We start from the raw sequence: 26,285 nt of genomic DNA on the forward strand, positions 1-26,285 counted from the left end.
CGTCTCGTCTCAGTGTTTTTTATCGACTTTCAGCCATTAAAGCTTCAATGTCTGTGATTTCTTTAGGCAACCCATGGGTCAAAACATAAGGGCCATCGGCGCGGATAAGTACATCGTCTTCAATGCGAATACCAATACCACGCCATTTTGCATCGACAGATTCGTTATCAGCCGAAACATATAACCCAGGCTCAATAGTTAGCACCATGCCTTCTTCTAGCAAACGTGATTCACCCTCGATTTTATAAGCACCACAATCATGAACATCCAGACCTAACCAATGCCCAGTATTGTGCATGTAAAAGTCTCGATATGCTTTGCTCTCGATCAGTTGATCGACATCACCAGTTAATAAACCGTGAGCAACCAGGCCTTCGGTCAATGTTTGAACCGCTGCGTTATGGCAAGCTTCATAAGGCGTCCCGACATTAAGCTCTTTCATACCAGCATGGTAAGCGTCTAATACAACTTGGTATAACGCCGCTTGTGGCTCAGTAAATTTACCGTTAGCAGGAAAAGTACGAGTAATATCCGCAGCGTAACAACCCAACTCCGCCCCCGCATCAATCAAGATAAGATCGCCATCTTCGATCACTTCGTCATTTTTGATGTAATGTAAAACACAAGCATTACTACCTGAAGCTACAATATTGTTATACGCAGGTTGGCGCGCACCGGACTTCATAAACACATAATTCAATTCTGCTTCTAACTGGTATTCATTCATACCAGGACGAACAGATCGCATAGCTTGCTTATGCGCTTCAACACTGATTTGCGCAGCGGCTTCCATAATGGCAATTTCTTCTGCGTCTTTGTGCAAACGCATTTCAGCAACCTGAGGGGCAAGATCAATGAAGCTTGCTGGTGCAACAGCGCCGACTCTGACCCGTGCGGCAATAGCATCACGCCAGCTGGCAATTTTTTCGCGTAAAACATCATCATTAAACAAATACACCACATGTTGCGCGCCATCCAGAGCAGAAAAAGCGACCTTGTCTAACTCTTCTAGCGGAGCGGCATCACTTGCGCCAAAATTTGCTATCGCCCCCTCACTACCAAAACGAAAACCATCCCATTGCTCACGCTCAGGATCTTTTGGCAAAGTCACTAAGGTCATTTCTCCACGGCCACTAATAATGGCGTAGGCGCTTGGTTCAGGAAATCCCGTTAAGTAGAAAAAGCTACTATGAGGACGAAACTCATACTCACAATCATTGTTACGAGTCGCCAACTCACCCGTTCGCAAAACAACCACACTGTTTTCAGGTAACGATTGCATCAAGCGTTCACGACGAGCTTGGTAAGTTTGAGTATCGATTTTCATAGAAGGTCTCTCTTGTTAATTGTCATTCCATTTAACACTAGCGATAACAGTTTGATTTAGTATAAAAATCTAGTGCAGGGAATTCTGTTTAGTATGATCTACATCGGGATTGATATCATGATGCTCAGTGTACAACATCATTGCCGACAGTCTGACGTACTCAACCAATTCTGTTAAATCAGCTTCGTTATCATTGTTGTCTTCTAATGCGCGCATCTCCGCTTGCATGCCAGAGATATTGGCAAAATCACGCAGAATTTGCTTAGTCTCATCAGACAAATCATTTTTTTGCCCAGACAAGCCATAACCAGCCAAAAAGCCATGGGCCCATTGCGCCAAAGTCACACCTCTTTCGCATAATTCAGCATCTTCATCGGAAATGCTCGGCACAAGCGCAAACTCGCCATTTTGGAACAAAGTCAGTGTGGCTGTATAAAGCTCAACGATTACAGCTCGGCTAGCGTCTTCTTTCCAACCTTCGATATCACAAAACTCTACAACCATGGTAAGCCAATCTTCCAATGGCAGAGTCACACCAGATGCCAAATAACCACAAAGTTGGCCATGTAATTCTGATGGTGACGCGGTAATGGATTCTGTGACAAAAACATCGGCGATTAAATCGAAGTCCAATGCGTCTTTTAACATTTCTGTGGACATAAACTGTCTACCTATTTCTGTTCAATTTATAAAAAAGAAGCCGCACCTAATGGTGCGGCTTTCTGTCACATATTGCGATCTCATACCAACAATATGGGGCAGTGATACAAACCTTTCAAGTCTATTAGCCTAGTTGTTTTAGGCCAGATTCTAATGTTTGTAGAATTAAAGTATTGATTGTCATTGGACCAACGCCACCAGGGACAGGTGTATACGCCGCAACGCGTTCAGTCAAAGGTGCAAGCTCAATATCGCCAACGCCACCTGGGTGGTAACCAGCGTCAACAACCACAGCGCCATCTTTTATCCACTCTGCTTTGATAAATTCTGGTTTGCCAACAGCGCCAACGATCACGTCAGCTTGTTTCACAAATTCAGGCAAATTCTGTGTGCGTGAATGGCAAATGGTCACCGTGGCATTGGCATTTAACATCATCATAGCCATTGGTTTACCAAGAATTGGACTACGACCAACCACAACAACATGCTTACCTTCTAGGTTCACATCGTATGCTTCAAGCAAACGCATGATACCAGCAGGCGTAGCCGCACCGTAGGCTGGCTCTTGCATTGCCATGCGACCGAAACCAAGACAGGTTACACCGTCAACGTCTTTGTGAGCCGCAATCGCGTCGAAACACAAGCGCTCATCAATTTGCTCTGGCACTGGATGTTGCAACAAAATACCGTGCACGTCTGGATTATCATTTAGCTCGTTGATCTTTTCTAGTAGCTGCTCAGTGGTCGTGGTTTCAGACAATTCAATTGCCATAGAATCCATACCAACGCGACGACAAGCATTGCCTTTCATCTTCACATAAGTGGCTGATGCTGGATCAGCACCCACTAGAATTGTCGCTAGAATGGGGGTGCAACCGGTACGCTCTTTAAGCTCGGTAACTTGAGCCTGTAGGCGATTTTCAGTTTCTTTGGCGCAAAGTTTGCCGTCAAGAACCAGTGCAGTCATGAATGAGCTCCAGTAAAATTAGAGTGATGTATGAGGGAGCCGCATTATACCTCAACTTTTAACTTGATACGCAGTGCCAAAACCAATTTGTTCGGCAAAAGAGCGAATCTTCATTTTTCTGTTATAGAGGCTCCAATCAAGCAGGCTCTAGATAATCCACCAACAACTGTAGGTTGCGCTGACCTCTAAACTCATTCACATCAAGCTTATAAACCAGGCGTGCTTGTGTCGCTTTATCATTAGGCCATTGATCCAGATCGACAAAAAAACTAATCGCATCCAATAAAAGCCCACTGCTTGGCTCACGCACCATAAGCTTAAGATGTTTTTCACCGACAATACGCTGCTGCAGAATATCAAACACACCATCAAAACACGGCTCTGGGAACATCTGTCCCCATGGGCCAGATAAACGCACTTGCTCAGCAAAGCTCAGACTAAAGTCTTCCGGCGCCAGCGGGCCGTCTGTCAATAAAGTTGCTTCTAGCTGTTCCGGCGTCACCCATTCAGTAATGATGGCATCGAATGCCAGCCGAAAAGCGTCATAATGCGATTCTTTAATAGACATGCCTGCCGCCATGGCGTGCCCCCCAAACTTGCTAAGCAACTGCGGATAGCGCTTGGCCAATAAATCCAATGCATCACGAATATGAACGCCGGGGATCGAACGAGCTGAACCTTTTAATTCGTCTTCACCAACTCTGGCAAAAGCAATCACTGGACGATGGCATTTATCTTTCATTCGCGAAGCTAAAATGCCAATCACACCTTGATGCCAATCCGCATCGTAAAAACACATACCGTTTGGCATGTCTTGCTCTTCATCTAGTAAAGACACAAGCACCAGCTCAGCCTGTTCTTTCATATCAGATTCAATGGCTTTGCGCTCTCGATTAAATTGGTCCAACTGTTGCGCATAATCACGGGCTTGATGGGGATGAACCGCCAACAAACATTCAATACCGATCGACATATCATCTAGACGACCTGCCGCGTTTAATCGTGGGCCAACAACAAAACCCAGGTCTGATGCTTTCAATTGAGTATGATCACGCCGCCCTACTTCTAATAAGGCAAGAATACCCGGACGAGCCAAACCAGCTTGAATACGCTTGATGCCTTGCTGAACGAGAATGCGATTATTAGCATCCAAAGGCACGACATCTGCAACGGTTCCGAGCGCGACTAAATCCAAATAATCCGCCATTTTCGGCTCTGGTATATGCTGCTCAGTAAACCAGTTACGGCTATTCAACTCGGCTCTTAGCGCAGACATCACATAAAAGATAACTCCAACGCCCGCTAAATTTTTGCTTGGAAAGCCACAATTCGGATGATTTGGATTCACAATGGCGTCGGCGTTTGGCAGAGTATCGCCGGGCAAATGGTGATCGGTAACAACTACTTTCATGCCATAGGATTTTGCCGCTAACACGCCATCAATACTGGCAATGCCGTTATCCACCGTCACTAAGACATCAGGCGAACGCTCTTGCGCAACCTCAACAATCTCCGGTGTCAGGCCATAGCCAAATTCAAAACGGTTTGGCACCAAATATTCTGGAGCAATCGCTCCCATTGCCTCTAAAGCTAGAATCCCCAAACTAGTACTGGTCGCGCCATCAGCATCAAAATCGCCAACAATCAGAATCTTCTGACCTGCAACAATTGCATCTGCCAATATCTTTGCTGCGGTGGTTAGATTAAATAAAGAATCAGGTCTTAATAAATGCGGTAAGCGATAATCCAGCTGAGCAACAGACACCACATCACGAGACAAAAAAACGCGCTGTAAAGTCGCAGACATAGTCGAGGGAAAGTCATTTTGTTCAGCAGGTACAGCTCGGCGTTCAATACGCATAGAGATCTCAAAGTCAGGATAAACAGATAGTCAAAGAATAACACGAAAATGACGACTCACGCGCGCCTCGCTATTACTAGAAGAAAACGCTAGTTCACGCAATCCCACAAAGCAAAAATAGTATAAAGTGCTTAAAAATCAAAATCATGAAGCATTATACTTTGTTACATTAGACGTAAATAAGTGAGGTTTTCTTACAAAAGTAACGCAAAAAAGGAATATTTCAGGCTATCGCTTTATTCCCTCGACGCCTGACCAGAAAGTTAAGATGTTCGGTGCTATGATGCCGCACTTTTTTGATTTAGATAAACATCCTAAAGATAAAAACTGAGTAACTCTTGCTTTAACTCATCGGAAAAAAATATGAATAATCACACTTCCGTGGCAGACAAGCCACAATCAAACCAGCGTTTTGCTTTGATCGCTTTAACATCATTGTTCTTTATGTGGGGCTTTATCACCTCACTTAATGACATCCTAATACCGCACTTGAAAGGCGTTTTCGATCTTAACTACACGCAAGCTATGATGATTCAAATGTGTTTCTTCGGCGCGTACTTTATCGTCTCGATCCCTGCTGGGAACTTGGTTAAAAAAGTGGGGTTCCAGCGCGGCATTGGCATCGGCTTAATGATTGCAGCAGCTGGCTGTCTACTTTTTGTCGCAGCTGCAAAAGCACAGCAATACAGCATATTCTTAACTGCTCTTTTCGTTTTGGCCGCAGGGATTACTATTCTTCAAGTGGCAGCCAACCCTCTTGTAACAGTGATGGGGCCAACTGAAACAGCATCAAGTCGTTTGACTCTTTCTCAAGCCTTTAATGCATTAGGGACAACCGTTGCTCCTCTTGTCGGTGGCGCTCTATTATTCACAGTTGCAGGACAATACGCGACGAAAGCGCAAGAAGCAGAAAGCGTTATTATTCCGTATATCGGTTTAGCGATTTTGCTGATTCTTTTAGCAGCAATTTTTACTCGTATCAGCCTTCCAACGCCATCAAATATAGAAGAAGATACAACCGATGCACCAAGCGTTAGTATTTTAAAACACCGTCATTTGGTGTTGGGGACTGTCGCTATTTTTATGTACGTTGGTGCAGAAGTCGCTATCGGTAGTTTATTGGTCAACTTCTTTGGACTTGAAAACATCGCGGGACTTGCGGAAGCTGATGCAGCCCACTACGTTGCTTATTACTGGGGTGGCGCTATGGTTGGACGCTTCATTGGTGCAGCATTAATGCAGCGCATCTCAGCAGGTAACTTGCTCACATTTAATGCTCTAGCTGCTATAGCTTTGATTGTTAGCGCTATATTAAATGATGGTCATGTTGCTATGTGGTCTATCTTATTAGTTGGTCTATTCAACTCCATTATGTTCCCAACTATTTTCAGTCTTGCCTTGAAAGATCTTGGACCACAAACTAGCCGTGGTTCCGGTCTATTATGCTTAGCTATTGTTGGTGGCGCTATATTACCTGTATTGCAGGGCTCTATTGCGGATTCAATTGGCCTGCAAATTTCATTTGTTATGCCAGTGATTTGTTACCTATATATTGCTTATTTTGGGGTCTTTGGCTCTAAACCCGTCTCTCAATAAAAGCCAAATAGTAAAAATAAGACAACAAGTAATTACACTTACCGTATTATAGAAAAACAAAGACCCTGCTTAATAAATTAAGCAGGGTCTTTTTATTTATGAAGTACCATCAACAAAGGTAATATTATTTAGCTTCTACGAGTTCTATTTCGTCCCGCACGCTTGGCGCTATATAAACGATTATCCGCTAAGGTAATTGCCTCCCTAAGCGACGTTGTTTCATTCATCGTCGCCACACCAAAGCTCATTGTCATACGAAACTTATGATCTAAATAAGCAAACTCATACTCTTCTACACGCCGCCGAATAGATTCCGCCAAAGCAAAAGCTTCAGGCTCAGCGCAATCACAAACCGCTATCAAAAACTCTTCACCACCCCAGCGAGCAGCTAAATCTCCTTCCGAAAGAGAGGTTTGAATAATTTTGCCAAGTTGCGTAAGCGCATAATCTCCAGCATCGTGACCATACTCATCATTAATACTCTTAAAAAAATCGACATCTGCCAACAAAAGATGAAAACTTGTATAAGAACTTGCTTCGAGCCGTTGTAGCATCCCCCTACGATTGAGCAGCTCAGTCAAGGCATCAGTATAAGCGACTAGTTTAAGTTTGGCCGAGGTTTCCTTTAATTCTTGGTTAAACCGAGACATCGAGTATTCATAAATGCCAGAAAGAAACACCACGACAATAAAGGAAAATAGAATTCTCGTCTTTAACGCCGGGTCATAACCAAATTCGGCAAAATGGCTATTCGTAAAATACATAGTAATAATTAAAGCAAGAGTAAAAAAGCCAAGCTCAATCATCCCTCTCTTCATACCATTCAAAAATAAAGACACGGCAGGAATACAATATATCCAAACATGCCCTGTTCCCTTCACTCCTCCGGTATAAACAAGGTAAATCATCAAGGCATATAAAGGGTAAATGACAAAATTTCCAGACAAAGCATGGTTGTGTGTATGACGTAAATAGATGTGATTCATTGCATATAAAAATGCAATCAATATCAAAGCAGAACCAAGGACAGCTTTCCCTTCAATGAGCGACACAATACCTAACGGTAAAGTGAAAAGTACACCGACAGAGGCGAAAAGGTTAATAATGAAAACCCGACGGATATTTTCGGAAAATACATCATCAGTATTACCGACATAGAAAAAGGTCAGCCAAGAAGCTTTAGCTTTATTTTTTTTATTATCAAACTTTGATTTATGTGCGTATTTTGTCATGCATATTCTCCGACCCAGCATCTCTAAGTCGTATATGGCGGGGAATATAATAGTAAACTCCCCAATACACACAATCCTACACCAAAGCTTAAAATAGCTCCTCTCATAACCTCCTGTGGTTACAAAATACAACAATTCATATACTTAGCCATCTAGGCTGGATACAAACGTGATAACAAAACAGGCACAACGGTTTCAACTTTTAGGATTCTATCCCCTAAATGTACCGATTCCATTCCAGCTTCATGCCATTTACTCACCTCAAATTCATTCCATCCACCTTCAGGCCCAAGAGCCAAAACACAAGGCTGTTGAATATCTACAGGACAGCGTTTAGCCAAATAAGGGTGTGCAAGCAGTCCCATTTTGCCTTTTAAAACATCTGGCAACTGATCTTCTACAAAAGGACGAAACCGAGGAATTAAAGACCAGTTTGGCATCACAGTATCTTTAGCTTGCTCTAGACCTTCTAACAAACATTGTTGAATAGATTCGGTTTGCAAAACAGGACTTTGCCAGTAGCTTTTTTCTACTTTGGCCGAATGAATTAGGTATAAATCCTTCACTCCCATCGCAGTGATATTTTGCAAGGTTCGCTTCAGCATGTTTGGTCTTGGCAAAGCCATAACCAATACCATGGGCAGAGGCTCTGGCGGCAGCGCAGAAAGATTTAGCGAATGAATGTAGCCAGGCTGATTGTCACTAGGAGGTTCATAAATACCCTCTCCTATCTTTCCATTTAAAACCCCTACTCGCAGAACATCCCCCTGCTGAGCTTTAATTACTTTTGAAATGTGTGCTTGTTGGCGCAACGTCAGCCCATATAGGCCATCACCAAGTGTATTTTTAGGATCGAGTAATATGATATTCATATGAAGAGCGCAAAAGTATGAGGGGAAAAAGAAACGGCCAATCTTTGATTGGCCGTTATTATTAGTCTTACTGAATTATTTGTAGCTAAATCTTACCAGCAACAAACGCCTGAACATCGCTCAAGCTGTTATCTAACACTTCATAAGATTCTTCTCTCTCGAAAAGATCTTTCATGTGTTCAGGTAATACAGGCGTTTCGCAGCCAGCTTTCTCGACAGCTTCAGGAAACTTCACTGGATGCGCTGTTGCCAAGGTAATCATTGGTACAGACTGATCTTTCCAGCAATAACGAGCCGCTTCAAGGCCAATCGCCGTGTGCGGATCAAGAAGGTATTGAGTCTTAGAAAACACATCAGCAATCACTTCGCAGGTTTTCTTGTCATCGACTTTATAGCTATCAAAGTTCTCTTTTACAAAAGACCAAGCTTGATCATTTAACGACACATCGCCCTTGTTAAAACGTGCCATCAAATCATCAATTGCAGCGCCATCACGACCATGGGCATCAAACAACAAACGCTCAAAGTTACTTGAAACCATGATATCCATACTCGGAGACAAGGTAACATTCAAAGACTGACGACTCATATCGTTCTCTGCAATGACACGATGCAAAATATCGTTCTGGTTGGTAGCAACCACAAGCTGATCAATTGGCAAACCCATTTTTTTCGCTAAATAACCGGCAAAGATATCACCAAAGTTACCGGTTGGCACAGAGAACGACACCTTACGATGCGGTGCGCCAACAGACAAAGCCGAAGAAAAATAGTAAACAATCTGAGCCATAATACGGGCCCAGTTAATCGAGTTAACCGCACCTAACTTAGCACCTTTTAAGAAAGACTGATCAGCAAAGCTGGACTTCACCATGCCTTGGCAATCATCAAAATTCCCTTTCACTGCGATGTTAAATACATTGTCATCGATAACAGTTGTCATTTGGCGACGCTGTACTTCAGATACTCGTTGATATGGATGCAAAATAAAAATATTCAGATGCTCAGAATGTCGGCAACCTTCAATCGCTGCCGAACCAGTATCACCCGATGTCGCACCAAGGATAACCAGTTTCTCTTTGCGTTCAGACAGAACATAATCCATCAAACGACCAAGTAACTGTAACGCAAAATCTTTAAACGCCAAGGTCGGACCACGAAATAATTCAAGGATCCATTCATTGTTACCAACCTGAACCATAGGCGCAATAGCAGTATGATTAAAACCAGCGTAAGCATCATTAATCATAGTTTTAAAAGCGTCAGCAGGAATGTCACCTTCCACAAAAGGCCACATTACTTTAAAAGCCAGCTCTTGATAGCTAAGATTCGCCCAAGAAGCGATCTCTTCTTTACTGTAATGGGGTAAGGTTTCTGGCACATACAAGCCACCATCATTTGCCAAACCAGCCAATAACACATCACCAAAAGAAAGCGCTGGCGCTTTACCACGAGTAGAAATGTATTTCATATTTGTTCTCTCTTACGCCAAGTTTTCAACACGGATTCGCTGCACTGTTCCAGCAACATCCGGCAAGGCTTCAATCGCCGCAATTGCAGCATTCATATTGCGTTCTTTAACATCATGAGTCATCACAACTAGTGGCACCAATTCGCTACCTTCGCGCTCACGCTGAATAAGAGACTCTATGCTAATGTCATTAGTCGATAAGATTTGTGTGATATTCGCAAGAACACCAGCACGGTCTTTAATGGTCATGTTAAGGAAAAAACCACATTCAATTTCTTCTACTGGTAAAATTTTCACATGAGATAAAGAGTCAGCCTGGAACGCCAAGTGAGGCACTCTATTGGTTGGATCTGCAGTCAAAGTACGAGCAACATCAATCACATCCGCGATAACAGAAGAGCCTGTTGGCAATGCACCAGCACCTGCGCCATAAGTCAAAGTCGGCCCAACAACATCGCCTTGCACCATAATAGCGTTCATCACGCCATTTACATTCGCCAATAGCTGCTTATGAGAAATCAAGGTTGGATGAACTCGCAATTCAATACCCGCTTTGGAACGGCGAGCGATACCCAAATGCTTGATGGCGTAACCAAGATCGTCAGCAAACGCCACATCTTCAGAAGTAATTCGGCTGATACCTTCGGTATAGGTTTTTTCGAATTGCAATGGAATACCGAATGCAATGGATGCAAGAATTGTTAGTTTATGTGCCGCATCAATACCTTCAATATCAAAGGTAGGATCAGCTTCGGCATAACCAAGCTCTTGGGCTTCCGCTAACACATCTTCAAACTCACGGCCTTTCTGACTCATTTCGGTCAAAATAAAATTACCCGTGCCGTTAATAATACCAGCTAACCACTCAATTCGGTTGGCAGACAAACCTTCACGAAGCTGTTTAATAATGGGAATACCGCCAGCAACTGCTGCTTCAAAAGCAACGATGACGCCTTTCTCTTGAGCCTTAGCAAAAATTTCGTTGCCGTGCTCAGCAATGAGCGCTTTGTTTGCGGTCACAACATGTTTGCCATTTTCTATGGCAGTAAGAACCAGCTCTTTCGCAACAGAAGTTCCGCCAATCAACTCAAGAACAATATCGATCTCTGGATTATTGACCACATCAAAAATATCACGGGTAACATTGATACCGGAGGTATCACAAGCGTCGTTATCACGACGGGCACCTACTTGCTCAATAACAATACTGCGACCCACACGTCGTGTAATCTCTTCCGCATTATTACGAAGAATGTTAAAACTACCGGACCCCACTGTCCCCAGTCCACAAATTCCGACTTTTACCGGTTTCAAAACAATACCCCACAGAGATAATTTAATTTTTATAGGTTACTTAACCCTTTATAAAATACAGGCTAAGTAACAAGTTGACTCATTATAACGCCAGTATTATTCAAACCCAACGTAGAAAAGGCTGAAGAAGACTCATGTTTAGTGGAATATTTCGCGATAAGACTATAACCCAAGGTGTTTAACCAGCTCAGCCGCTGGTAAATATCCTGGTAAAAACTCACCGTTACCTAGCACGATACTTGGCGTACCACGCACACCCACTTCGTTGCCTAGTTTATACTGTTCTGCAACTGGGTTAACACATTTGTTTTCAGGAATTTCAGCGCCTAATTTTGCTTGCGTAAGCCACTCTTTAGGATCTGCTGAACACCAAATACTGACCATTTTAGTATAAGCTTCTGAGCCAATACCGGCTCTTGGATAAGCCAAATAGCGCACAGTAACACCCGCCTCATTAAGTTTTGGCACTTCTTTATGGAGCATTCGGCAGTAACCACAATCAACATCGGTAAATACGGTGATATGCGCTTTCTCGTCCTTTGCTTTGTAGACGATCATTTGCGATTCTGGAAGTGTTTCAATTTTGGCAAGTTTTGCTTTTTCTGTTTCGTTAACAAGCGTTGTGTCGTTTATCTGATAAAGATCACCCGCGACGAAATATTTTCCATCTTGAGTAACATGTAACGTTGGGCCGTTTTTCAAGACAACAACATACAGACCTGCACCTTGATGCAACTCAGCACTTTCAACTTCGTATTGAGGCAAAGCTTTTTGGACAGCAGATAGAACTGCAGATTGATCAGCAAACACTAAACTTGCAATAGAAAACAAAATACTTATTGCGGTAACACGAGATAATAATCGAAAAAAACGCTTCATGGATAACCTCAAAGACATGTAAATAGTCTCTATTAGGCCATACGTGAGGGGGTTAGTTCCATAAAAAAAGGCGACTTACGTCGCCTTTTTTTAATAAGAAAAAATTAACGTTTAGCCAATTTTTCCTTGATACGTGCAGATTTACCAGAACGCTCGCGTAGGTAGTAGATCTTAGCTTGACGCACGTCACCGCGGCGTTTAACTTCGATGCTTTCAACCAAAGGGCTGTACGTTTGGAAAGCACGCTCAACACCAATACCGCTAGAAATTTTACGAACGGTAAATGCTGAGTTAAGACCACGGTTACGCTTAGAGATTACAATGCCTTCATAGGCCTGTAGACGCTCGCGTGAACCTTCTTTAACTTTAACTTGAACAACAATAGTGTCACCAGGACCGAAGGCTGGGACTTCTTTTGTCATTTGTTCAGCTTCAATCTGCTGAATCAGTTTAGTTTTATTACTCATGGATGTGACTCCTAATGATATGGTTTCTTATCAGCATGAAGGTTCTTCTTTCTGATAAGCTCGCAATTCCTACTCTGCCGAGGTTGAATCTTCAGTTTCGCGAATAAACTCTTCTAACAGCAACTGCTGTTCCTTGTCCAACTCAAGGTTCTGCAGAAGGTCTGGCCGGCGCTGAAAAGTTCTTGCGAGCTTTTGCTTTAAACGCCAGCGTCTAATCTCCTCGTGGTTGCCACTAAGCAGCACCGATGGCACAGGTTCACCATTTAGTACTTCTGGGCGAGTATAATGCGGGCAGTCCAACAAACCATCAGAGAATGAATCCTCATCCGCAGATGCCTGCTTTCCTAATACTCCTGGAACCATACGAAATACAGCATCCATGAGCACCATTGCCGGCAACTCACCACCGCTTAGGACAAAGTCGCCAATTGACCATTCTTCATCAATCTCAGATTGAATCAAACGTTCATCAACGCCTTCATAACGACCTGCTACCAGAATAAATTCTGCTTGTTTAGCAAGCTGTTGCACGCCTTCTTGCGTTAGCGTACGCCCTTGAGGGGATAGATAAATAACTTTTGCATTGGGTACCGATAATTTGGCACTCGCAATAGCATCTTTGAGAGGCTGCACTTTCATCAGCATCCCTGGACCACCACCATAAGGTCGATCATCTACAGTCTTATGTTTGTCATGTGTAAAGTCGCGAGGATTAAAAAAATCCACCTCAACCAACCCAGACTTAATGGCTCTGCCTGTTACTCCATATTGGGTAATGGCCTGAAACATTTCCGGAAAGAGCGATATAACGCTAACCTTCACGTTGTGACCTCAGCTTATCTGTTTAAAATTCTGGATCCCAGTCAACTACCATTTCCTGCTGTTCTAAATCGATGTTTAAAACATAAGTTCCTGGAGCATAAGGAATCAATCGCTCTTCACGATCAAAGCTACCTTCACACGCGCGGACAACAATTACATCATTCGCACCAGTTTCCATAAGTTGAGAAACCTTCCCTAAGAGGACACCCTCTTTGGTAATAACCCTCAGTCCTTCCAGTTGGCTCCAGTAATAATCACCTTCTTCCAAATCTGGTAGTTCTGCTGCATCTATATAAACGTCCATACCACAGATATCTTTTACTTGATCCCTGTCAGTATAACCTTTTACCGATGCTACCAAACCTCGCCCTTGCAGACGGCCTTGGCTCAATTCAACGATCTTCCACCCACTAGGAGTTTTCAACCACCAATGCTTGTAATCTAAGATCCCTTGCATTGGGTCGGTGTGCGAATATAACTTCACCCACCCTTTAACACCATATACCGATGTAATGCGTCCAACCACAAGGGCTTGCTCAGGAGCGGCCGCTTGTTTTAACTCAGACATAGCATTACCTCAGTATTAAGCGTTTTTGCTAGCATCTTTTACAAGCTGCGCAGCACGGTCAGAAAGTTGAGCGCCTTGGCTAACCCAATGATTTACGCGATCTAGATCGATGCGTAGACGTTCTTCTTGACCACGAGCAACAGGGTTAAAGAAACCCAAACGCTCGATATAACGACCATCACGTGCACGACGGCTATCAGCCACGTTCAAATGATAGAATGGGCGCTTTTTAGAGCCACCACGAGAAAGACGAATAGTTACCATATGATTGGTTCCTTATTGCTTAACGAAACACCCCTTGCCGAGTCGAATTTTTGACTCATACAACAAGAAGGCGGCATATTCTAGTCGATTAACTAGAAAAACAAAAGGGCGAATTACTCACCCAGACATTAAAAACGGCAGTTTTTTTAACTGCCGTTAGTAAAAACAAGAAGATACGCTTAAAATTTAGGGAAATTTCCGCCGCCAGGCATACCACCACCCGGCATCATTCCACCTAAACCACGCATCATTTTCTTCATCCCGCCTTTAGCGGTCATCTTCTTCATCATCTTCTGCATTTGTTTATGCTGCTTTAGAAGACGATTCAAATCTTGAATTTGTAAGCCAGCACCTGTTGAGATACGTTTTTTACGAGAGCCATTAATAACATCTGGATTATGACGTTCAGCTGGTGTCATGGAATTAATCAAGGCTTCCATTTGAACAAACATTTTGTCGTTCACTTTATCTTGGATATTGCCTAGCTGCCCGCCCATACCTGGAAGCTTATCTAGCATGGAGCTCATGCCACCCATGCTTTTCATCTGCTGAAGCTGCTCTTTGAAATCTTCTAAATCAAAGCCTTTGCCTTTTTTCAGCTTACCTGCAAGTTTTTCGGCTTTCTCTTTGTCAATCTTTTGCTCTGCTTCCTCTATTAAGGAAAGCATATCGCCCATACCAAGAATACGAGACGCCAAACGATCAGGATGGAAAGGTTCTAGTGCATCGGTTTTCTCACCCACACCTAAGAACTTAATCGGCTTACCCGTGATATGACGAACAGATAACGCAGCACCACCTCGAGCATCACCATCGGTCTTAGTTAAGATAACGCCAGTAAGCGGCAACACATCACCAAAGGCTTTTGCCGTATTCGCCGCATCTTGGCCCGTCATGGCATCCACAACGAATAAAGTTTCAATAGGATTGACAGCGGCATGCAGAGCTTTAATCTCTGCCATCATGTCTTCATCAATCGACAAACGACCTGCCGTATCGACAATCAACACATCTTTATGGGCTTTTTTAGCGTAATCGATAGCGTTATTAACAATATCAATCGGCTTTTGTGACAAGTCACTTGGGATGAAATCTACTCCCACTTCACTCGCCAATGTTTCAAGCTGTTTAATAGCCGCTGGACGATAAACGTCAGCACTAACAACCGACACCGATTTTTTCTCACGCTCTTTTAAGTATTTTGCTAGTTTAGCCGCAGATGTGGTTTTACCAGCACCTTGCAAACCAGCTAATAAGATTACTGCTGGGCGGGCTGCACGAAGATTAAGGCCATCGTTAGCCTGCCCCATGACATTCTCAAGTTCCTGCTTAACGATCTTCAGGAATACTTGACCAGGACTCAAACTTTTGGAAACCTCCGTCCCTATTGCACGCTCTTTTACTGCAGCAATAAAGTCTTTAACAACAGGCAAAGCAACGTCAGCCTCGAGAAGCGCCATACGCACTTCACGCAACACTTCTTGTATGTTGTCTTCAGTTAATTTAGCTCGACCTCGAATACGATCAAGCGAGGAAGTTAAGCGATTCGATAAATTGTCGAACATATTGCCCTCAAATTTTGGCTCTAAATGGAAAAAACCTACGGTTTCAGTTTATCCAAGGTGAAATTGTCTCTATTATAACGGATAAATGATTATCACCCTATACCTTTACCCTGCGGAACCTTTAGTTTCATGACTCAATTATCGCTTTGGCTTGCTTGTATCGCTTGTTTGATTGCTGGCACAGCGTATTACCTGCGTCCAGAAAATCGCTCCACCCAGTATATTGGGGCAATTACGATTGCTATACACACCTTCTCTCTCTCACAAGTATTACTGAATAGAGACGGCTTTAACTTTTTAACCATTGGACTGCTCATTGCCTTAATTGGTAATAGCCTGCTTTGGTTCAGCAACCGCGACAAAGATTTGTCACTATTACTCGGTGCCGCATTCCCTCTTGGCGCGATTATTATCGTATTAAATGCCATCGAGCCGTGGAACCTAACCCAACTGCACAGCAATTCTTGGGGCACTAGCGCTCATATTCTTATCGCTTCTGTTGCTTATAGCTTATTCACAGCAGCTTGCGGCGTTGGTATTTTGCTTGCTATGCAAGAATATCAGCTCAAAAACCACAAACTAAAGCAACTACTTAGAGTACCACCACTACAAGTTCTAGAACGCTTGATGTTTGAATTCATCTGGGCAGCCTTCATCCTACTAACGGTCACAATAGCGACTGGCTTTTACTTCATTGAAGATATGTTTGCTCAGCATCTAGTCCATAAAACATTTTTCACAATTGCTTCTTGGTTTGTATTTGCAGGATTATTACTTGGCAGACATATAGCCGGATGGCGCGGGCAACTAGCGGTAAAGCTGACGTTGAGTGGTTTTTTCCTACTCATGTTAGGCTACTTTGGCAGCCAAATAGCACTACAAATTTTACGCCATTAATCGACAATGGCGTAAAGTATGTTTGACAGTCCGATCTTAAGAACCAATAATCCATTTATCTACATAATTGAGGCGATCCCTTTTTGAACGAAGTACCCTTAGGTGTTCTTGGTGGAATACTTTTTTGTCTTATTTTACTTTCTGCTTTCTTTTCGAGTTCCGAAACAGGGATGCTGTCGATCAACAAGTATCGACTCAAACACCTTGTTAAAAGCAAGAACCGATCAGCAATCAAGGTAAACTCTCTTTTAGAACGCCCCGATAGACTTATCGGCGTCATCTTAATCGGAAACAACTTTGTCAATATCCTTGCCTCAGCGATAGCAACCATCATTGCTGTGCGCCTCTGGGGCGATGCAGGTGTGGCCATAGCCACTGCTGCATTGACCATGGTAGTACTGATTTTCGCAGAGGTAACACCCAAAACACTGGCTGCAATACATCCAGAAAAAATAGCCTTTCCAGCATCCTGGATCCTCGCCATTCTATTAAAAGTTCTTTACCCACTTGTTTGGGTGGTAAATGGTTTATCCAACGGATTGCTACGTCTAATAGGCGTTCATGCTTCTCAAAAAAACCACGACACACTTGACTCCGAAGAGCTAAGAACCGTGGTAAATGAAGCAAGCGGCTTAATTCCTGCTGCTCACCAAGAGATGCTCATTTCAATCCTTGATTTAGAAAAAGTCTCTGTCGAAGACATCATGATCCCTCGAAATGAAGTCATTGGTATCGACATTGAAGACACTATTGAAGAAATTATCGAGCAGATTTGCCAAAGCAGACACACTCGTATGCCAGTTTATAATGGTGAGATCAATAAAGTCATCGGTATTCTTCATGCTCGCCATGCGGCGGTCTTTTTACGCGACCCGACACCATCAAAAGCAGCACTTTTAAAAGCAACGGTTGAACCTTATTTCATCCCAGAGAGCACATCCCTAAACACTGTATTGCTGAACTTTCAAAAAGACCATCAGCAAATGGGTATCGTGGTCGATGAGTATGGCGACGTTCAAGGCATTGCGGCTCTAGAAGACGTACTTGAAGAAATTGTGGGCGAATTCACTCCGCCAACCCAAGACGAAGAAGAAGAAATTCAAACTCTTGATGACGGCTCTTTTAGAATCGAAGGTTCGACACACATTCGAGAAATCAATAAAACGCTTGATTGGCACTTACCAACAGACGGACCAAAAACACTAAACGGCCTTATCATCGAAACATTGGAATTCATCCCTGAGCACCCAATTAGCTTATGGGTTGGACATTACATGATCGAAATCCAAGAAATCGAAGATAAAGTCGTTAAATACGCCAAGCTTCAGCTGAAACGTTAAGGAAACATCATGAGATACTGCCCGCAATGCGGTCACGCCGTTAATATGACCATCCCTGCTGGGGATAATCGGCTACGTGCGGTTTGCCCAAGTTGCGAGTTTATCGATTATGATAATCCTAGATTGATTACCGGAACCATCCCTCTTTACGACGGCAAAATTTTACTATGCCGAAGAAATATTGAGCCGCGTTTAGGTTTCTGGACTTTGCCTGCTGGTTTCATGGAAAACCAAGAAACCACGAGCGAAGGCGCTTTAAGAGAAACATTAGAGGAAAGCGGATCAACAGCCATATGCAAACAAGCTTTTAGCATGATCAGCATCCCTAGAATCAATCAAGTTCACCTTTTCTATATCGCAGAATTAGAAAAAGATGACTTTCATACCACAGAAGAAAGCTCTGAAGTTGCCTTATTTGATCTTGATGAAATCCCTTGGGATGAACTGGCTTTTAGTAGCGTCACTAAGACCATAGAGCTTTTCATCGAAGATCATAAAAAAGGTCAATATGGTTTTCACGAAGACACCATTCATTTCAACACTGTATCGGAATAAAGTGGTAGGCCACCTCTTCATAGGGGTGCGCCAACAACAAAGCCGCTAAGACACTCGCTTTAACGTCATCACCCACTACCATTTCAACACGACACTCATCAACCGACTCTAATTCATCGACCTGTCCAAGAAAGGGCGTTGCTCCTTTTGTTGGTCTAAACTGCCCTTGCCCCTTTACTTGCCAACAGCAAGAGTCATAGTTTCCCATTGAACCTGCCCCAGCCGAAAACACAGCCTGTTTAACAGACTCTAAATGAGATTCAGGCACGTAAAACACTAATGAATACATAATATTTTCCAACGATCTGACAAAAACGAGAAATCAACTCTTTAAACTCACCAAAGGCTAACTTGCTCCTGACTTTGCGGAAGAACCAAAGCACTCTGGTAATTGGGCGTTAGCGAGCGAACTTTTTCATCTAATTGTGCCGCTAGAGTTGGTGCAGCAATATTATCCGACGAATGCACAAACACACTTGGCGTGAGCCCTTCTGATAGCCATTGCGACAGTTTCGCCGACCACTGATCAAGCCATATCTCATTACGCGGTAAATCAGGATGACCAATAAAACGCACGACTGGATGATTCGCAGTAACTACGGGATGACAAGGCACTCTCGGCTTTTTCTTCTGAGCATCAACCAAGCTTTCGCAATACGCTTCCGTAGAAAAAACTGGTCTAGAATCCATCACCACACGATTCACTTTTCTACCAGACAATTCGGTTAGAAAACGTCGCTCTGTTTGAGACTTATCAAAATAAGCAAGATTACGCACTTCAACAGACAAAGGCGTAGCTAACGACCACATGTCACACAAAGCTAAAATAGTGTCCAAAGCACGCTCATCGCATATAGCAGGAAACTGTAACATGGTTGGACCGAGCTTAGCTTGCAAGGGCTGCAACGAAAGCATAAAAGCTACCCAATCATGCCGAACATCGCGCCAAGGACGCTCTAACAATCGATGAGTAACGGTTTGTGGTGCCTTAAAACTGAACTTAAAATACTCATTTACAGACTCATACCAACGCAATAGCTGAGCATCATCCACTTTAGTATAAAAAGTACTCCCCACTTCAACTGTCGAAAATACTTCCGAATATCGGCCAATTCGCCCTGCAGTAGGAAGTGAAGCAGGATAAAGCCAGTTTACCCAAGCCGGATGCTGCCATTGCGCCATACCATAATGAATTTTCATAGAACCCTTAAATACAACTAAGACTTTAATTGCGCATCACTTAAAGTCCATGGTATCTATAAAAGACACCAACTGAAAATAAAATACCTCTTCGGCTAACTTGCACACAAGCTCACTGAAATAAGCCAAGAAACACAGTCTATTCCGTCATGAGCCTTGGTCCAGTGCCCTTTTCACCTAACTCATCATAAGGATTAAGAAGCTGACATCTTTCCAACGACAGACAACCACAACCAATACAATCGGCCATCATTTCTTTCAGCTCCGTCAATTGGATGATCTTTTTATCTAACTCTCTTTGCCACCGTGAACCCAACGCTTCCCAATCTTCTAGGGTGACGCGGGTGCGATTTGGCAATCCTTCAAGCTCCAATAAAATGTCTTCCAAAGAAAATCCTGTCCGCTGAGCGACCTGAATAATAGAAACAACCCGAATGACATGCTTTGGATACTGCCTATGGTTAGATGTATTTCTTTGGCTCTTGATTAACCCTTTTCTTTCATAGAAATGCAAAGCCGACACCGATACGCCCGTCCTTTCACTTAACACGCCCACTGAAATCCATTCAGGCATCATTATTTTTCGCATTTTATGCTTGACCTCAACTTAAGTTTAGGTCGCAGAATAGCTATAAATCCAAGCTAGCTCAAGCACAGTACTTAATAAACAGCTGAGAAAGCAGGGAAAAAATACTATTTGTACCTAGGAAGAAGCTTAATGAAAACCAATCTATTAGAATCCAGAGCACTTTGCCTGCTACTGATTTCCACACTGACCGTCATGTCCAATGCCACAATTGCTCCGGCGTTACCTGGTTTAGCGAATGAATTCTCAGGAACACCCTCAGCCGATTTTTGGGTAAAAATGCTATTACCCATCCCAGCTTTGTTTGTGGTGATTTTTGCGCCGATCTTAGGCTGGACAGCGGATAAGTTCGGTTGCCGAAATCAAATCATCATTGCGACTATCGTCTTTGCCATCGCCGGTGCTGCTGGCGCACAGCTGCAAGATTTAGAAGCCATTATTATCAGCCGAGCCATTCTGGGCATATGTGTCGCTGGACTAATGACCGCCGTAACGGCGTTAATAACCGACTATTATTCTGGTCCGAAAAGAAGCCAATTTATGGGACTGCAACAAGCTTTCTCTAATATTGGCGGCATTCTTTTCATCGTTACAGCGGGCTATTTAGCAGGCATCAGCGCCAGGCTGCCTTTTTATACCTACGCCATTGCTATTCTGTTGCTTCCGCTCATATTCCTGTCTATTCGTGACCGCAAGCAAACCAATCAGCCCAGCGATAACCAACAAGACGATACTAATACCAGCTGGAAACTACCACTCATCGGCTGTTCTATTCTCCTTTTCTGCCACTTAATCGTCTTTTATATCCTACCAACACAAATTCCATTTTTTATGGCCGATATTGGTATCACGGATCCAAGTAAATCAGGCTTGGCAATCGGAATGGGGACATTAATCGCCGCGATAACTGGCGTATTCTTTGGCAAGCTGGTCGCCAAAATCCAAAGCTATGGCGTCGCACTCATCGGCTTTATTGCCATGAGTATTGGCATGCTCGTGCTATCACAAGCCACATCGTTCAGCTTAGTTATTCTTGGCTGCGGCCTCATGGGCGCTTGCATGGGATTGGTGATGCCTACTTTCATGGTGAAAGGCATGGAGCTTGTGCCAAACCACAAACGCGGACTCGCTTCTGGTGTACTGACCAGCAGCATCTTCATTGGGCAATTTGTTTCACCTTTTGTCACCTCAGCTCTTATCGCCAAATTAGGATTCAGCGATTTTTACTTATTAGCAGGGGCTTTTACTTTAGTTCTAGCCATTGCAGGTGCCGCCACTTTGAAAAAACACTCTATTCCAACTACTCACGTCAACCAAGGAAACTAAAATGAAAGTACTTACTTTTGGTGCAAGTAATAGCAAAAACTCCATTAACAAACAATTGGCTTTTTACGCTGCACAGCAAATAAACAATGCGGATGTTTCGCTAATCGATATCAATGACTTTGAAATGCCAATTTACAGTGAAGAAAGAGAAAAAGAATCCGGCATCCCAAAACTCGCCCACGATTTTTATAATGCCATTGGTGCTGCAGATAGCATTGTCGTGTCATTCGCTGAATATAACGGCTCTTATACTTCGGCCTATAAAAACCTGTTTGATTGGACGTCCCGAATAGACATGAAAGTCTTTCAAAATAAACCCGTTCTCATGCTGTCCACTTCACCCGGCCCAAGTGGAGCACAAAGCGTTTTAGCCGCCGCACAAGCTTCAGCGCCCTACTTTGCTGCCAGAGTAATCGGCGCAATCTCGTTACCCAGCTTCTATGAGAATTTCGATGCAGAGAAAGGAATAGTGACAAATGAGATATTTAATCAACACTTACTAAGCTGCATTGATAAGCTTTCTATTCGCTAACGCAACCAAAGAGCAACAGCAAATTTTATCCCCTCACTGTTGCTCTTAACTCACCCTAATATAGATATTGTGAGCTATAAGGATGGGATTGGATGGTACTCGATATTCACGATCGTGTAGGTTTTCTCTCCTGTTGCCAGACGAATAGTCACCTCATCATCTTCTTGTTTTTTCAACAAGGCTTTCGCCACTGGTGAATCAATACTGATGTAAGCTGGGTCATGATCTAGCTCATCTGGACCAACAATACGATGTGTACGCAGCTCGCCCTCTTCGTCTTCTAACGTCACCCAAGCCCCAAAAAAGACTCTCGTTTTATCTGCAGGAAGACGATCCACCACAGTACAAACATCCAAACGTTTTTCCAAATAACGCACACGACGATCTATCTCACGAAGCTGTTTTTTACCATATATATATTCCGCATTCTCCGAACGATCTCCTTGGGCCGCAGCTTCTCTAACTGTTTCAGTCACAGCTGGACGCTTTTCTTTCCACAAATATTTAAGCTCAGCCAACAAAGCTTGCGCACCTTCATAAGTAATATAAGCGGACTTTGGTGGCGAAGGAGGACGATATCGACTCATTATTAGCAGCCTTTTTAGTTATTAAAAAACGAAAGATAGTAAAAACAAAAATGCCGCCAGCTGTTGCTTGGCGGCATTTCACATATTACAGCGACAAGAAGCGAAAGCTATCTAAGCTTACGATTCTTGTTTATGAACGTGAACATCCATTTGAGGGTATGGAATACCAACACCACGCTCATCAAAGGTGTATTTGATTTTTTCCAAAAGGTCCGCTCGCACCGTCCAGTAATCCCCCGCTGCAACCCAAGGACGCAGGAAGAAGTTTACTGAGCTATCAGCTAATTCAGAAACCGCGATTAAACATTTAGGATCTTTTAAAATACGTTCGTCAGCATTAACAATCTCTTCCATGATCTGTTTCGCCAAGCGAATATCAGCGTCGTAACTAATACCAATAACAAGATCTAAACGACGAGTAGCCTCACGAGAAAAGTTCACAATAGAACCATTCATCACAGAAGAGTTTGGCACGATAATGACTCGGTTATCAGGCGTTTTAAGGTGTGTATGAAATAATTCGATACGGTTAACCGTTCCCATCTGACCGCCGGCATCGATAAAGTCACCCGAACGAAATGGACGCAATAAGATTATCAGTACACCTGATGCAAAGTTAGACAAAGATCCTTGCAAGGCAAGACCAACAGCCAAACCTGCCGCACCAAGAATAGCTATAAAGGATGTCGTCTCTACTCCGATTTGCCCCAGTGCCATCAAAGCTACGCCAGCAAACATCAAAGCATATAAAATGCTCGATGCGAAACCTGCAACAGCCTTATCAACGGAAGCTTTAAGCATTCGATTCTCACACCAGTGAGAAACTTTAGAGGCAATAAACTTACCAACAAAGAAAACAACTAGACCAACCACCAAATTAATAACACTGTCTGCTAACCAAGGCATCAACTCAGAGCCTTGATCAAATAACGCCTCTATTTCATTCATATACTTAAACCCTATGCTCTTCCATTTTAAAATAAAATCAGACTATATAATTTGATTTATGCTGCCACTCATCCAACAATATTTCCAGCTGATAAATACCTTTTTTATTAAAAATAATACAAACCCGTCCATTAATTAATTGAGTTCCCTTCACCCCAAGCTCATCAACTAATAAACATTGCTCTCTTAGGTCATCAAGTACATCGTCATCCCTTACAGTCATACCGATAAAAGCATGCCACTCATATTCAGGTAGAACACCCTGAACGGCTTTTTCTAGCAAGGTTACACACTGCTCTTGCGTCAATCTATAATAGGGTACTTTCGATTGATGACGAATAAAAAACAATACTAGTAAAACTAACAGTAAAAACAAAAAACTGATAGAAACCAGCAGCTGAAGCAACATTATTTAAAGTCATAAGCCATTAACGAGGATCTAGCGCGCTGCAAATGCTCCGCATGCTCCACCTCATAACTATCCATTTCGAGTCGAAATTTCATTTTCGCAGGCTTAGGCAAATCCCCCCATTGTTCATGAGTTGGAATATGCTGAGTTTTCTCATTAATAATATAAAAAGCCGAGATATCTTCATGTTCGGATAAGTCTTCGCTCAACTGATCTAATAAATGCTTTATTCGAATACTGGCTTCTATCCAATTGAGTTCTTCTGTTCCCACTGTTTTCAAAAGAACTCGAATACTATCAATTCTTTTTTGACGCTCTTCAATAAAACGATTTTCTCCAGCACGAATTTTTTCTTCTCGTGCTTTATTCAACTTTAATTGTTGACGAATAAACCAGAGAGAAACGACAATAACACCAACACAACAGAGCAAAACAATCATAAATGTAGTAAAAGACATAAAAAAACCCAATCAACCAGAAATAAACACGTTATAAGCCAACATCAATAAGAGCCCGCAGATCATCGTACAATTGAGGCGTCGACACTAAAAGTCCCTCACCGTTCACCACATCAGGCCAAACCGATGTGTTAGATAAATAATATCCGACCTTCGCACCAGCCTCCTCCGCTATTAAAGCCCCTGCCGCCATATCCCAAGGTTTCACGCTTTCAAAATACGCATCCAAACGACCAGCAGCCACCCAACATAAATCCAGTGCGGCAGAACCATTACGACGAATATCTTGGCAATGGTGCAAAACATGTGAAACCCTTTCTACAATCGGCGCTAGCGCTGTTTTTTGATAAGGAAACCCAGTTGCAACCAATGCATTCCTTAATTCTTGCGCTCCAGAAATAGTCAAGCGCTTATCATTACAAAAAGCACCCGACCCCTTCACAGCCCAAAAACACTCTTTTAAAAAGGGAGCATTTACCACACCTAAAATTCGCTGATCACCAATATAAAGACCAATAGAAACCGCCACATGATGATGACCATGTGCAAAATTCACTGTACCGTCAATCGGATCAATCACCCAAATAGGTATGTCATCGCCAATATTGCCAAGCTCTATATTTGGCGAAGACTCTTCTGACAAAATACGGTGTGAAGGATAGCTTTTAACTATGCGATTACATATGTACTGGTCAACCGCAATGTCAGTCGAGGTAACTAGCTCATGATCCATTTTGTAGTCACGCACAAAGGTTGCATTCTCTCGCGCCTCAACGATCATCTCGCCAGCCTTAATCGCTAGATTTTTCGCAAAATCAAGCCACTCACCATAATGATTAGACACTATAAAGCTCCTTAAATAAGACGAGAAAATTTAACCAAACTTGCTACGCCAATCTCGCATTTAACCAATGAGAGATGTCTTGAACCTGCTCAGGACATACAGAATGAGGCATATCATAAGATTGATAAGCGACAGAATACCCCTTAGATACTAAAAGATCCCTTGCTTGAGTTGCCAGCACTGGCGCAACCACAGGATCCTGCAAACCGTGATGAATAAGAATCGGCGTTTTCCCGTTAGGGCAGACATCTGCTTCAGGCGCTTCATCACCATTAACTAAATAAGTTGATAGTTCAAGAATACCTGCTAATACATGCTTAGTTCGCAAAGCGGTTTGATAAGCAATAACTCCGCCTTGTGAAAATCCTGCCAAAATAATTCGATTTGGAGCAATTCCTTTATCTATTTGATCTTGTATCAACTGTTCAACTTGTAGGCATGACTCATCGATATTTTCCATATCAACTTTTCGTTCTAGCGTCATTTCATAAATGTCATACCATGCTCGCATTTCCATACCGCCATTTACCGTAACAGGACGGCGTGGAGCATGAGGAAAAACAAAGCGTACTTTTAACGTTGGCAACAAAGATAAAGCAGGAACCAAAGACTCAAAATCATGACCGTCTGATCCAAGACCATGTAACCAAATAATAGCGGCGTCAGGCTGCTCGTTTGTTTCCACTAAGACAGAAGGCAATAATTCAGTCATTTTTTAACACTCCAAAAAAATAGGCT

29 protein-coding genes are annotated in these 26,285 nt (G+C 42.9%); 6 read left to right on the forward strand and 23 right to left on the reverse strand.

Going from position 1 to position 26,285, the window contains the following annotated elements; genetic code table 11:
• Window positions 1-19: 19 nt before the first annotated feature.
• From CYL31_RS17640 to recJ, 4 genes are all read right to left on the reverse strand, one after another.
• A complete protein-coding gene (locus tag CYL31_RS17640) occupies window positions 20-1,327 on the reverse strand; it encodes an aminopeptidase P N-terminal domain-containing protein (RefSeq protein WP_212916452.1) in 1,308 nt (435 codons plus the stop codon).
• Window positions 1,328-1,396: 69 nt separating this feature from the next.
• The gene (locus CYL31_RS17645; RefSeq protein ID WP_212916453.1) at window positions 1,397-1,987 is read right to left on the reverse strand and encodes a UPF0149 family protein; all 591 of its coding nucleotides are present in this window, start codon (window positions 1,985-1,987) and stop codon (window positions 1,397-1,399) included.
• 124 nt (window positions 1,988-2,111) lie between these two features.
• The gene (gene folD / locus CYL31_RS17650; RefSeq protein ID WP_212916454.1) at window positions 2,112-2,954 is read right to left on the reverse strand and encodes a bifunctional methylenetetrahydrofolate dehydrogenase/methenyltetrahydrofolate cyclohydrolase FolD; all 843 of its coding nucleotides are present in this window, start codon (window positions 2,952-2,954) and stop codon (window positions 2,112-2,114) included.
• A 136-nt stretch (window positions 2,955-3,090) separates the two neighbouring features.
• On the reverse strand, window positions 3,091-4,815 hold the full coding sequence (recJ, locus tag CYL31_RS17655) for a single-stranded-DNA-specific exonuclease RecJ (protein WP_212916455.1): 1,725 nt from the start codon (window positions 4,813-4,815) through the stop codon (window positions 3,091-3,093).
• 363 nt (window positions 4,816-5,178) lie between these two features.
• Between recJ and CYL31_RS17660 the strand changes: the two genes are divergently transcribed.
• Window positions 5,179-6,411, forward strand: coding sequence for a sugar MFS transporter (locus CYL31_RS17660; RefSeq protein WP_212916456.1), 1,233 nt, complete (start codon window positions 5,179-5,181; stop codon window positions 6,409-6,411).
• A 128-nt stretch (window positions 6,412-6,539) separates the two neighbouring features.
• Here CYL31_RS17660 and CYL31_RS17665 read toward each other — a convergent pair whose 3' ends face one another.
• The 10 genes from CYL31_RS17665 to ffh all read right to left on the reverse strand — a co-directional run bounded on the left by CYL31_RS17665 (window position 6,540) and on the right by ffh (window position 15,865).
• A complete protein-coding gene (locus CYL31_RS17665) occupies window positions 6,540-7,643 on the reverse strand; it encodes a GGDEF domain-containing protein (protein ID WP_212916457.1) in 1,104 nt (367 codons plus the stop codon).
• A 152-nt stretch (window positions 7,644-7,795) separates the two neighbouring features.
• Window positions 7,796-8,515, reverse strand: a complete 720-nt coding sequence (locus CYL31_RS17670) for a 16S rRNA (uracil(1498)-N(3))-methyltransferase (protein WP_212916458.1) — start codon at window positions 8,513-8,515, stop codon at window positions 7,796-7,798.
• Between the two features lie 85 nt (window positions 8,516-8,600).
• Window positions 8,601-9,986, reverse strand: a complete 1,386-nt coding sequence (thrC, locus tag CYL31_RS17675; RefSeq protein ID WP_212916459.1) for a threonine synthase — start codon at window positions 9,984-9,986, stop codon at window positions 8,601-8,603.
• Window positions 9,987-9,998: 12 nt separating this feature from the next.
• A complete protein-coding gene (locus CYL31_RS17680) occupies window positions 9,999-11,300 on the reverse strand; it encodes a homoserine dehydrogenase (RefSeq protein ID WP_212916460.1) in 1,302 nt (433 codons plus the stop codon).
• Between the two features lie 162 nt (window positions 11,301-11,462).
• Entirely contained in the window at window positions 11,463-12,179 is a 717-nt protein-coding gene (locus tag CYL31_RS17685) for a thioredoxin fold domain-containing protein (protein ID WP_212916461.1), read from the reverse strand.
• Between the two features lie 104 nt (window positions 12,180-12,283).
• The gene (gene rplS / locus CYL31_RS17690) at window positions 12,284-12,646 is read right to left on the reverse strand and encodes a 50S ribosomal protein L19 (protein WP_012071433.1); all 363 of its coding nucleotides are present in this window, start codon (window positions 12,644-12,646) and stop codon (window positions 12,284-12,286) included.
• Window positions 12,647-12,715: 69 nt separating this feature from the next.
• Window positions 12,716-13,468: a tRNA (guanosine(37)-N1)-methyltransferase TrmD gene (gene trmD, locus CYL31_RS17695; RefSeq protein WP_114412617.1), complete on the reverse strand. Its 753-nt coding sequence runs from the start codon at window positions 13,466-13,468 to the stop codon at window positions 12,716-12,718.
• Between the two features lie 22 nt (window positions 13,469-13,490).
• Window positions 13,491-14,036, reverse strand: a complete 546-nt coding sequence (rimM, locus tag CYL31_RS17700) for a ribosome maturation factor RimM (RefSeq protein ID WP_212916462.1) — start codon at window positions 14,034-14,036, stop codon at window positions 13,491-13,493.
• A 15-nt stretch (window positions 14,037-14,051) separates the two neighbouring features.
• Window positions 14,052-14,300: a 30S ribosomal protein S16 gene (gene rpsP, locus CYL31_RS17705; RefSeq protein WP_012071436.1), complete on the reverse strand. Its 249-nt coding sequence runs from the start codon at window positions 14,298-14,300 to the stop codon at window positions 14,052-14,054.
• Between the two features lie 179 nt (window positions 14,301-14,479).
• Window positions 14,480-15,865, reverse strand: coding sequence for a signal recognition particle protein (gene ffh / locus CYL31_RS17710; protein ID WP_212916463.1), 1,386 nt, complete (start codon window positions 15,863-15,865; stop codon window positions 14,480-14,482).
• Window positions 15,866-15,994: 129 nt separating this feature from the next.
• On the opposite strand from ffh, the gene CYL31_RS17715 reads away from it, so the two are divergent.
• The 3 genes from CYL31_RS17715 to CYL31_RS17725 all read left to right on the forward strand — a co-directional run bounded on the left by CYL31_RS17715 (window position 15,995) and on the right by CYL31_RS17725 (window position 18,657).
• The gene (locus CYL31_RS17715; RefSeq protein WP_212916464.1) at window positions 15,995-16,762 is read left to right on the forward strand and encodes a cytochrome C assembly family protein; all 768 of its coding nucleotides are present in this window, start codon (window positions 15,995-15,997) and stop codon (window positions 16,760-16,762) included.
• Between the two features lie 83 nt (window positions 16,763-16,845).
• Window positions 16,846-18,102: an HlyC/CorC family transporter gene (locus CYL31_RS17720; RefSeq protein ID WP_212916465.1), complete on the forward strand. Its 1,257-nt coding sequence runs from the start codon at window positions 16,846-16,848 to the stop codon at window positions 18,100-18,102.
• 9 nt (window positions 18,103-18,111) lie between these two features.
• Window positions 18,112-18,657 (forward strand): NUDIX hydrolase, encoded by a 546-nt coding sequence (locus CYL31_RS17725; protein WP_212916466.1) that lies wholly within the window; start codon window positions 18,112-18,114, stop codon window positions 18,655-18,657.
• Here CYL31_RS17725 and CYL31_RS17730 read toward each other — a convergent pair.
• The 3 genes from CYL31_RS17730 to soxR form a co-directional block, all read right to left on the reverse strand.
• Window positions 18,638-18,946: a YqfO family protein gene (locus tag CYL31_RS17730; RefSeq protein WP_212916467.1), complete on the reverse strand. Its 309-nt coding sequence runs from the start codon at window positions 18,944-18,946 to the stop codon at window positions 18,638-18,640. The genes CYL31_RS17725 and CYL31_RS17730 overlap by 20 nt on opposite strands.
• A 47-nt stretch (window positions 18,947-18,993) precedes the next feature.
• Complete coding sequence (locus CYL31_RS17735; protein ID WP_212916468.1) at window positions 18,994-19,857, reverse strand: DUF72 domain-containing protein; 864 nt, start codon at window positions 19,855-19,857, stop codon at window positions 18,994-18,996.
• Between the two features lie 139 nt (window positions 19,858-19,996).
• Window positions 19,997-20,434 (reverse strand): redox-sensitive transcriptional activator SoxR, encoded by a 438-nt coding sequence (gene soxR / locus CYL31_RS17740; RefSeq protein ID WP_249411623.1) that lies wholly within the window; start codon window positions 20,432-20,434, stop codon window positions 19,997-19,999.
• A 141-nt stretch (window positions 20,435-20,575) separates the two neighbouring features.
• Here soxR and CYL31_RS17745 point away from each other — a divergent pair, with 141 nt between their 5' ends.
• Window positions 20,576-21,769, forward strand: coding sequence for an MFS transporter (locus tag CYL31_RS17745; RefSeq protein ID WP_212916470.1), 1,194 nt, complete (start codon window positions 20,576-20,578; stop codon window positions 21,767-21,769).
• 1 nt (window position 21,770) lies between these two features.
• The gene (locus CYL31_RS17750; protein WP_212916471.1) at window positions 21,771-22,301 is read left to right on the forward strand and encodes an NADPH-dependent FMN reductase; all 531 of its coding nucleotides are present in this window, start codon (window positions 21,771-21,773) and stop codon (window positions 22,299-22,301) included.
• Between the two features lie 74 nt (window positions 22,302-22,375).
• Here the strand turns inward: CYL31_RS17750 and greB are convergent, their stop codons facing one another.
• From greB to CYL31_RS17780, 6 genes are all read right to left on the reverse strand, one after another.
• A complete protein-coding gene (gene greB / locus CYL31_RS17755) occupies window positions 22,376-22,888 on the reverse strand; it encodes a transcription elongation factor GreB (protein WP_212916472.1) in 513 nt (170 codons plus the stop codon).
• A 117-nt stretch (window positions 22,889-23,005) separates the two neighbouring features.
• A complete protein-coding gene (locus CYL31_RS17760) occupies window positions 23,006-23,836 on the reverse strand; it encodes a mechanosensitive ion channel family protein (protein ID WP_212916473.1) in 831 nt (276 codons plus the stop codon).
• A 37-nt stretch (window positions 23,837-23,873) separates the two neighbouring features.
• A complete protein-coding gene (locus CYL31_RS17765) occupies window positions 23,874-24,245 on the reverse strand; it encodes a hypothetical protein (RefSeq protein ID WP_212916474.1) in 372 nt (123 codons plus the stop codon).
• On the reverse strand, window positions 24,245-24,703 hold the full coding sequence (locus CYL31_RS17770; protein WP_212916475.1) for a DUF2489 domain-containing protein: 459 nt from the start codon (window positions 24,701-24,703) through the stop codon (window positions 24,245-24,247). The genes CYL31_RS17765 and CYL31_RS17770 overlap by 1 nt, the downstream gene beginning before the upstream one ends.
• Before the next feature lie 31 nt (window positions 24,704-24,734).
• Window positions 24,735-25,547 carry an inositol monophosphatase family protein gene (locus CYL31_RS17775; protein ID WP_212916476.1) on the reverse strand — a complete coding sequence of 271 codons (813 nt, stop codon included), beginning with the start codon at window positions 25,545-25,547 and terminating at the stop codon, window positions 24,735-24,737.
• A 43-nt stretch (window positions 25,548-25,590) separates the two neighbouring features.
• The gene (locus tag CYL31_RS17780) at window positions 25,591-26,259 is read right to left on the reverse strand and encodes an alpha/beta hydrolase (RefSeq protein WP_212916477.1); all 669 of its coding nucleotides are present in this window, start codon (window positions 26,257-26,259) and stop codon (window positions 25,591-25,593) included.
• Between the last annotated feature and the right edge of the window lie 26 nt (window positions 26,260-26,285).

Source organism: Marinomonas sp. A3A (assembly GCF_018336955.1).
In the GTDB taxonomy this organism is placed as follows: Bacteria; Pseudomonadota; Gammaproteobacteria; order Pseudomonadales; family Marinomonadaceae; genus Marinomonas; species Marinomonas lutimaris.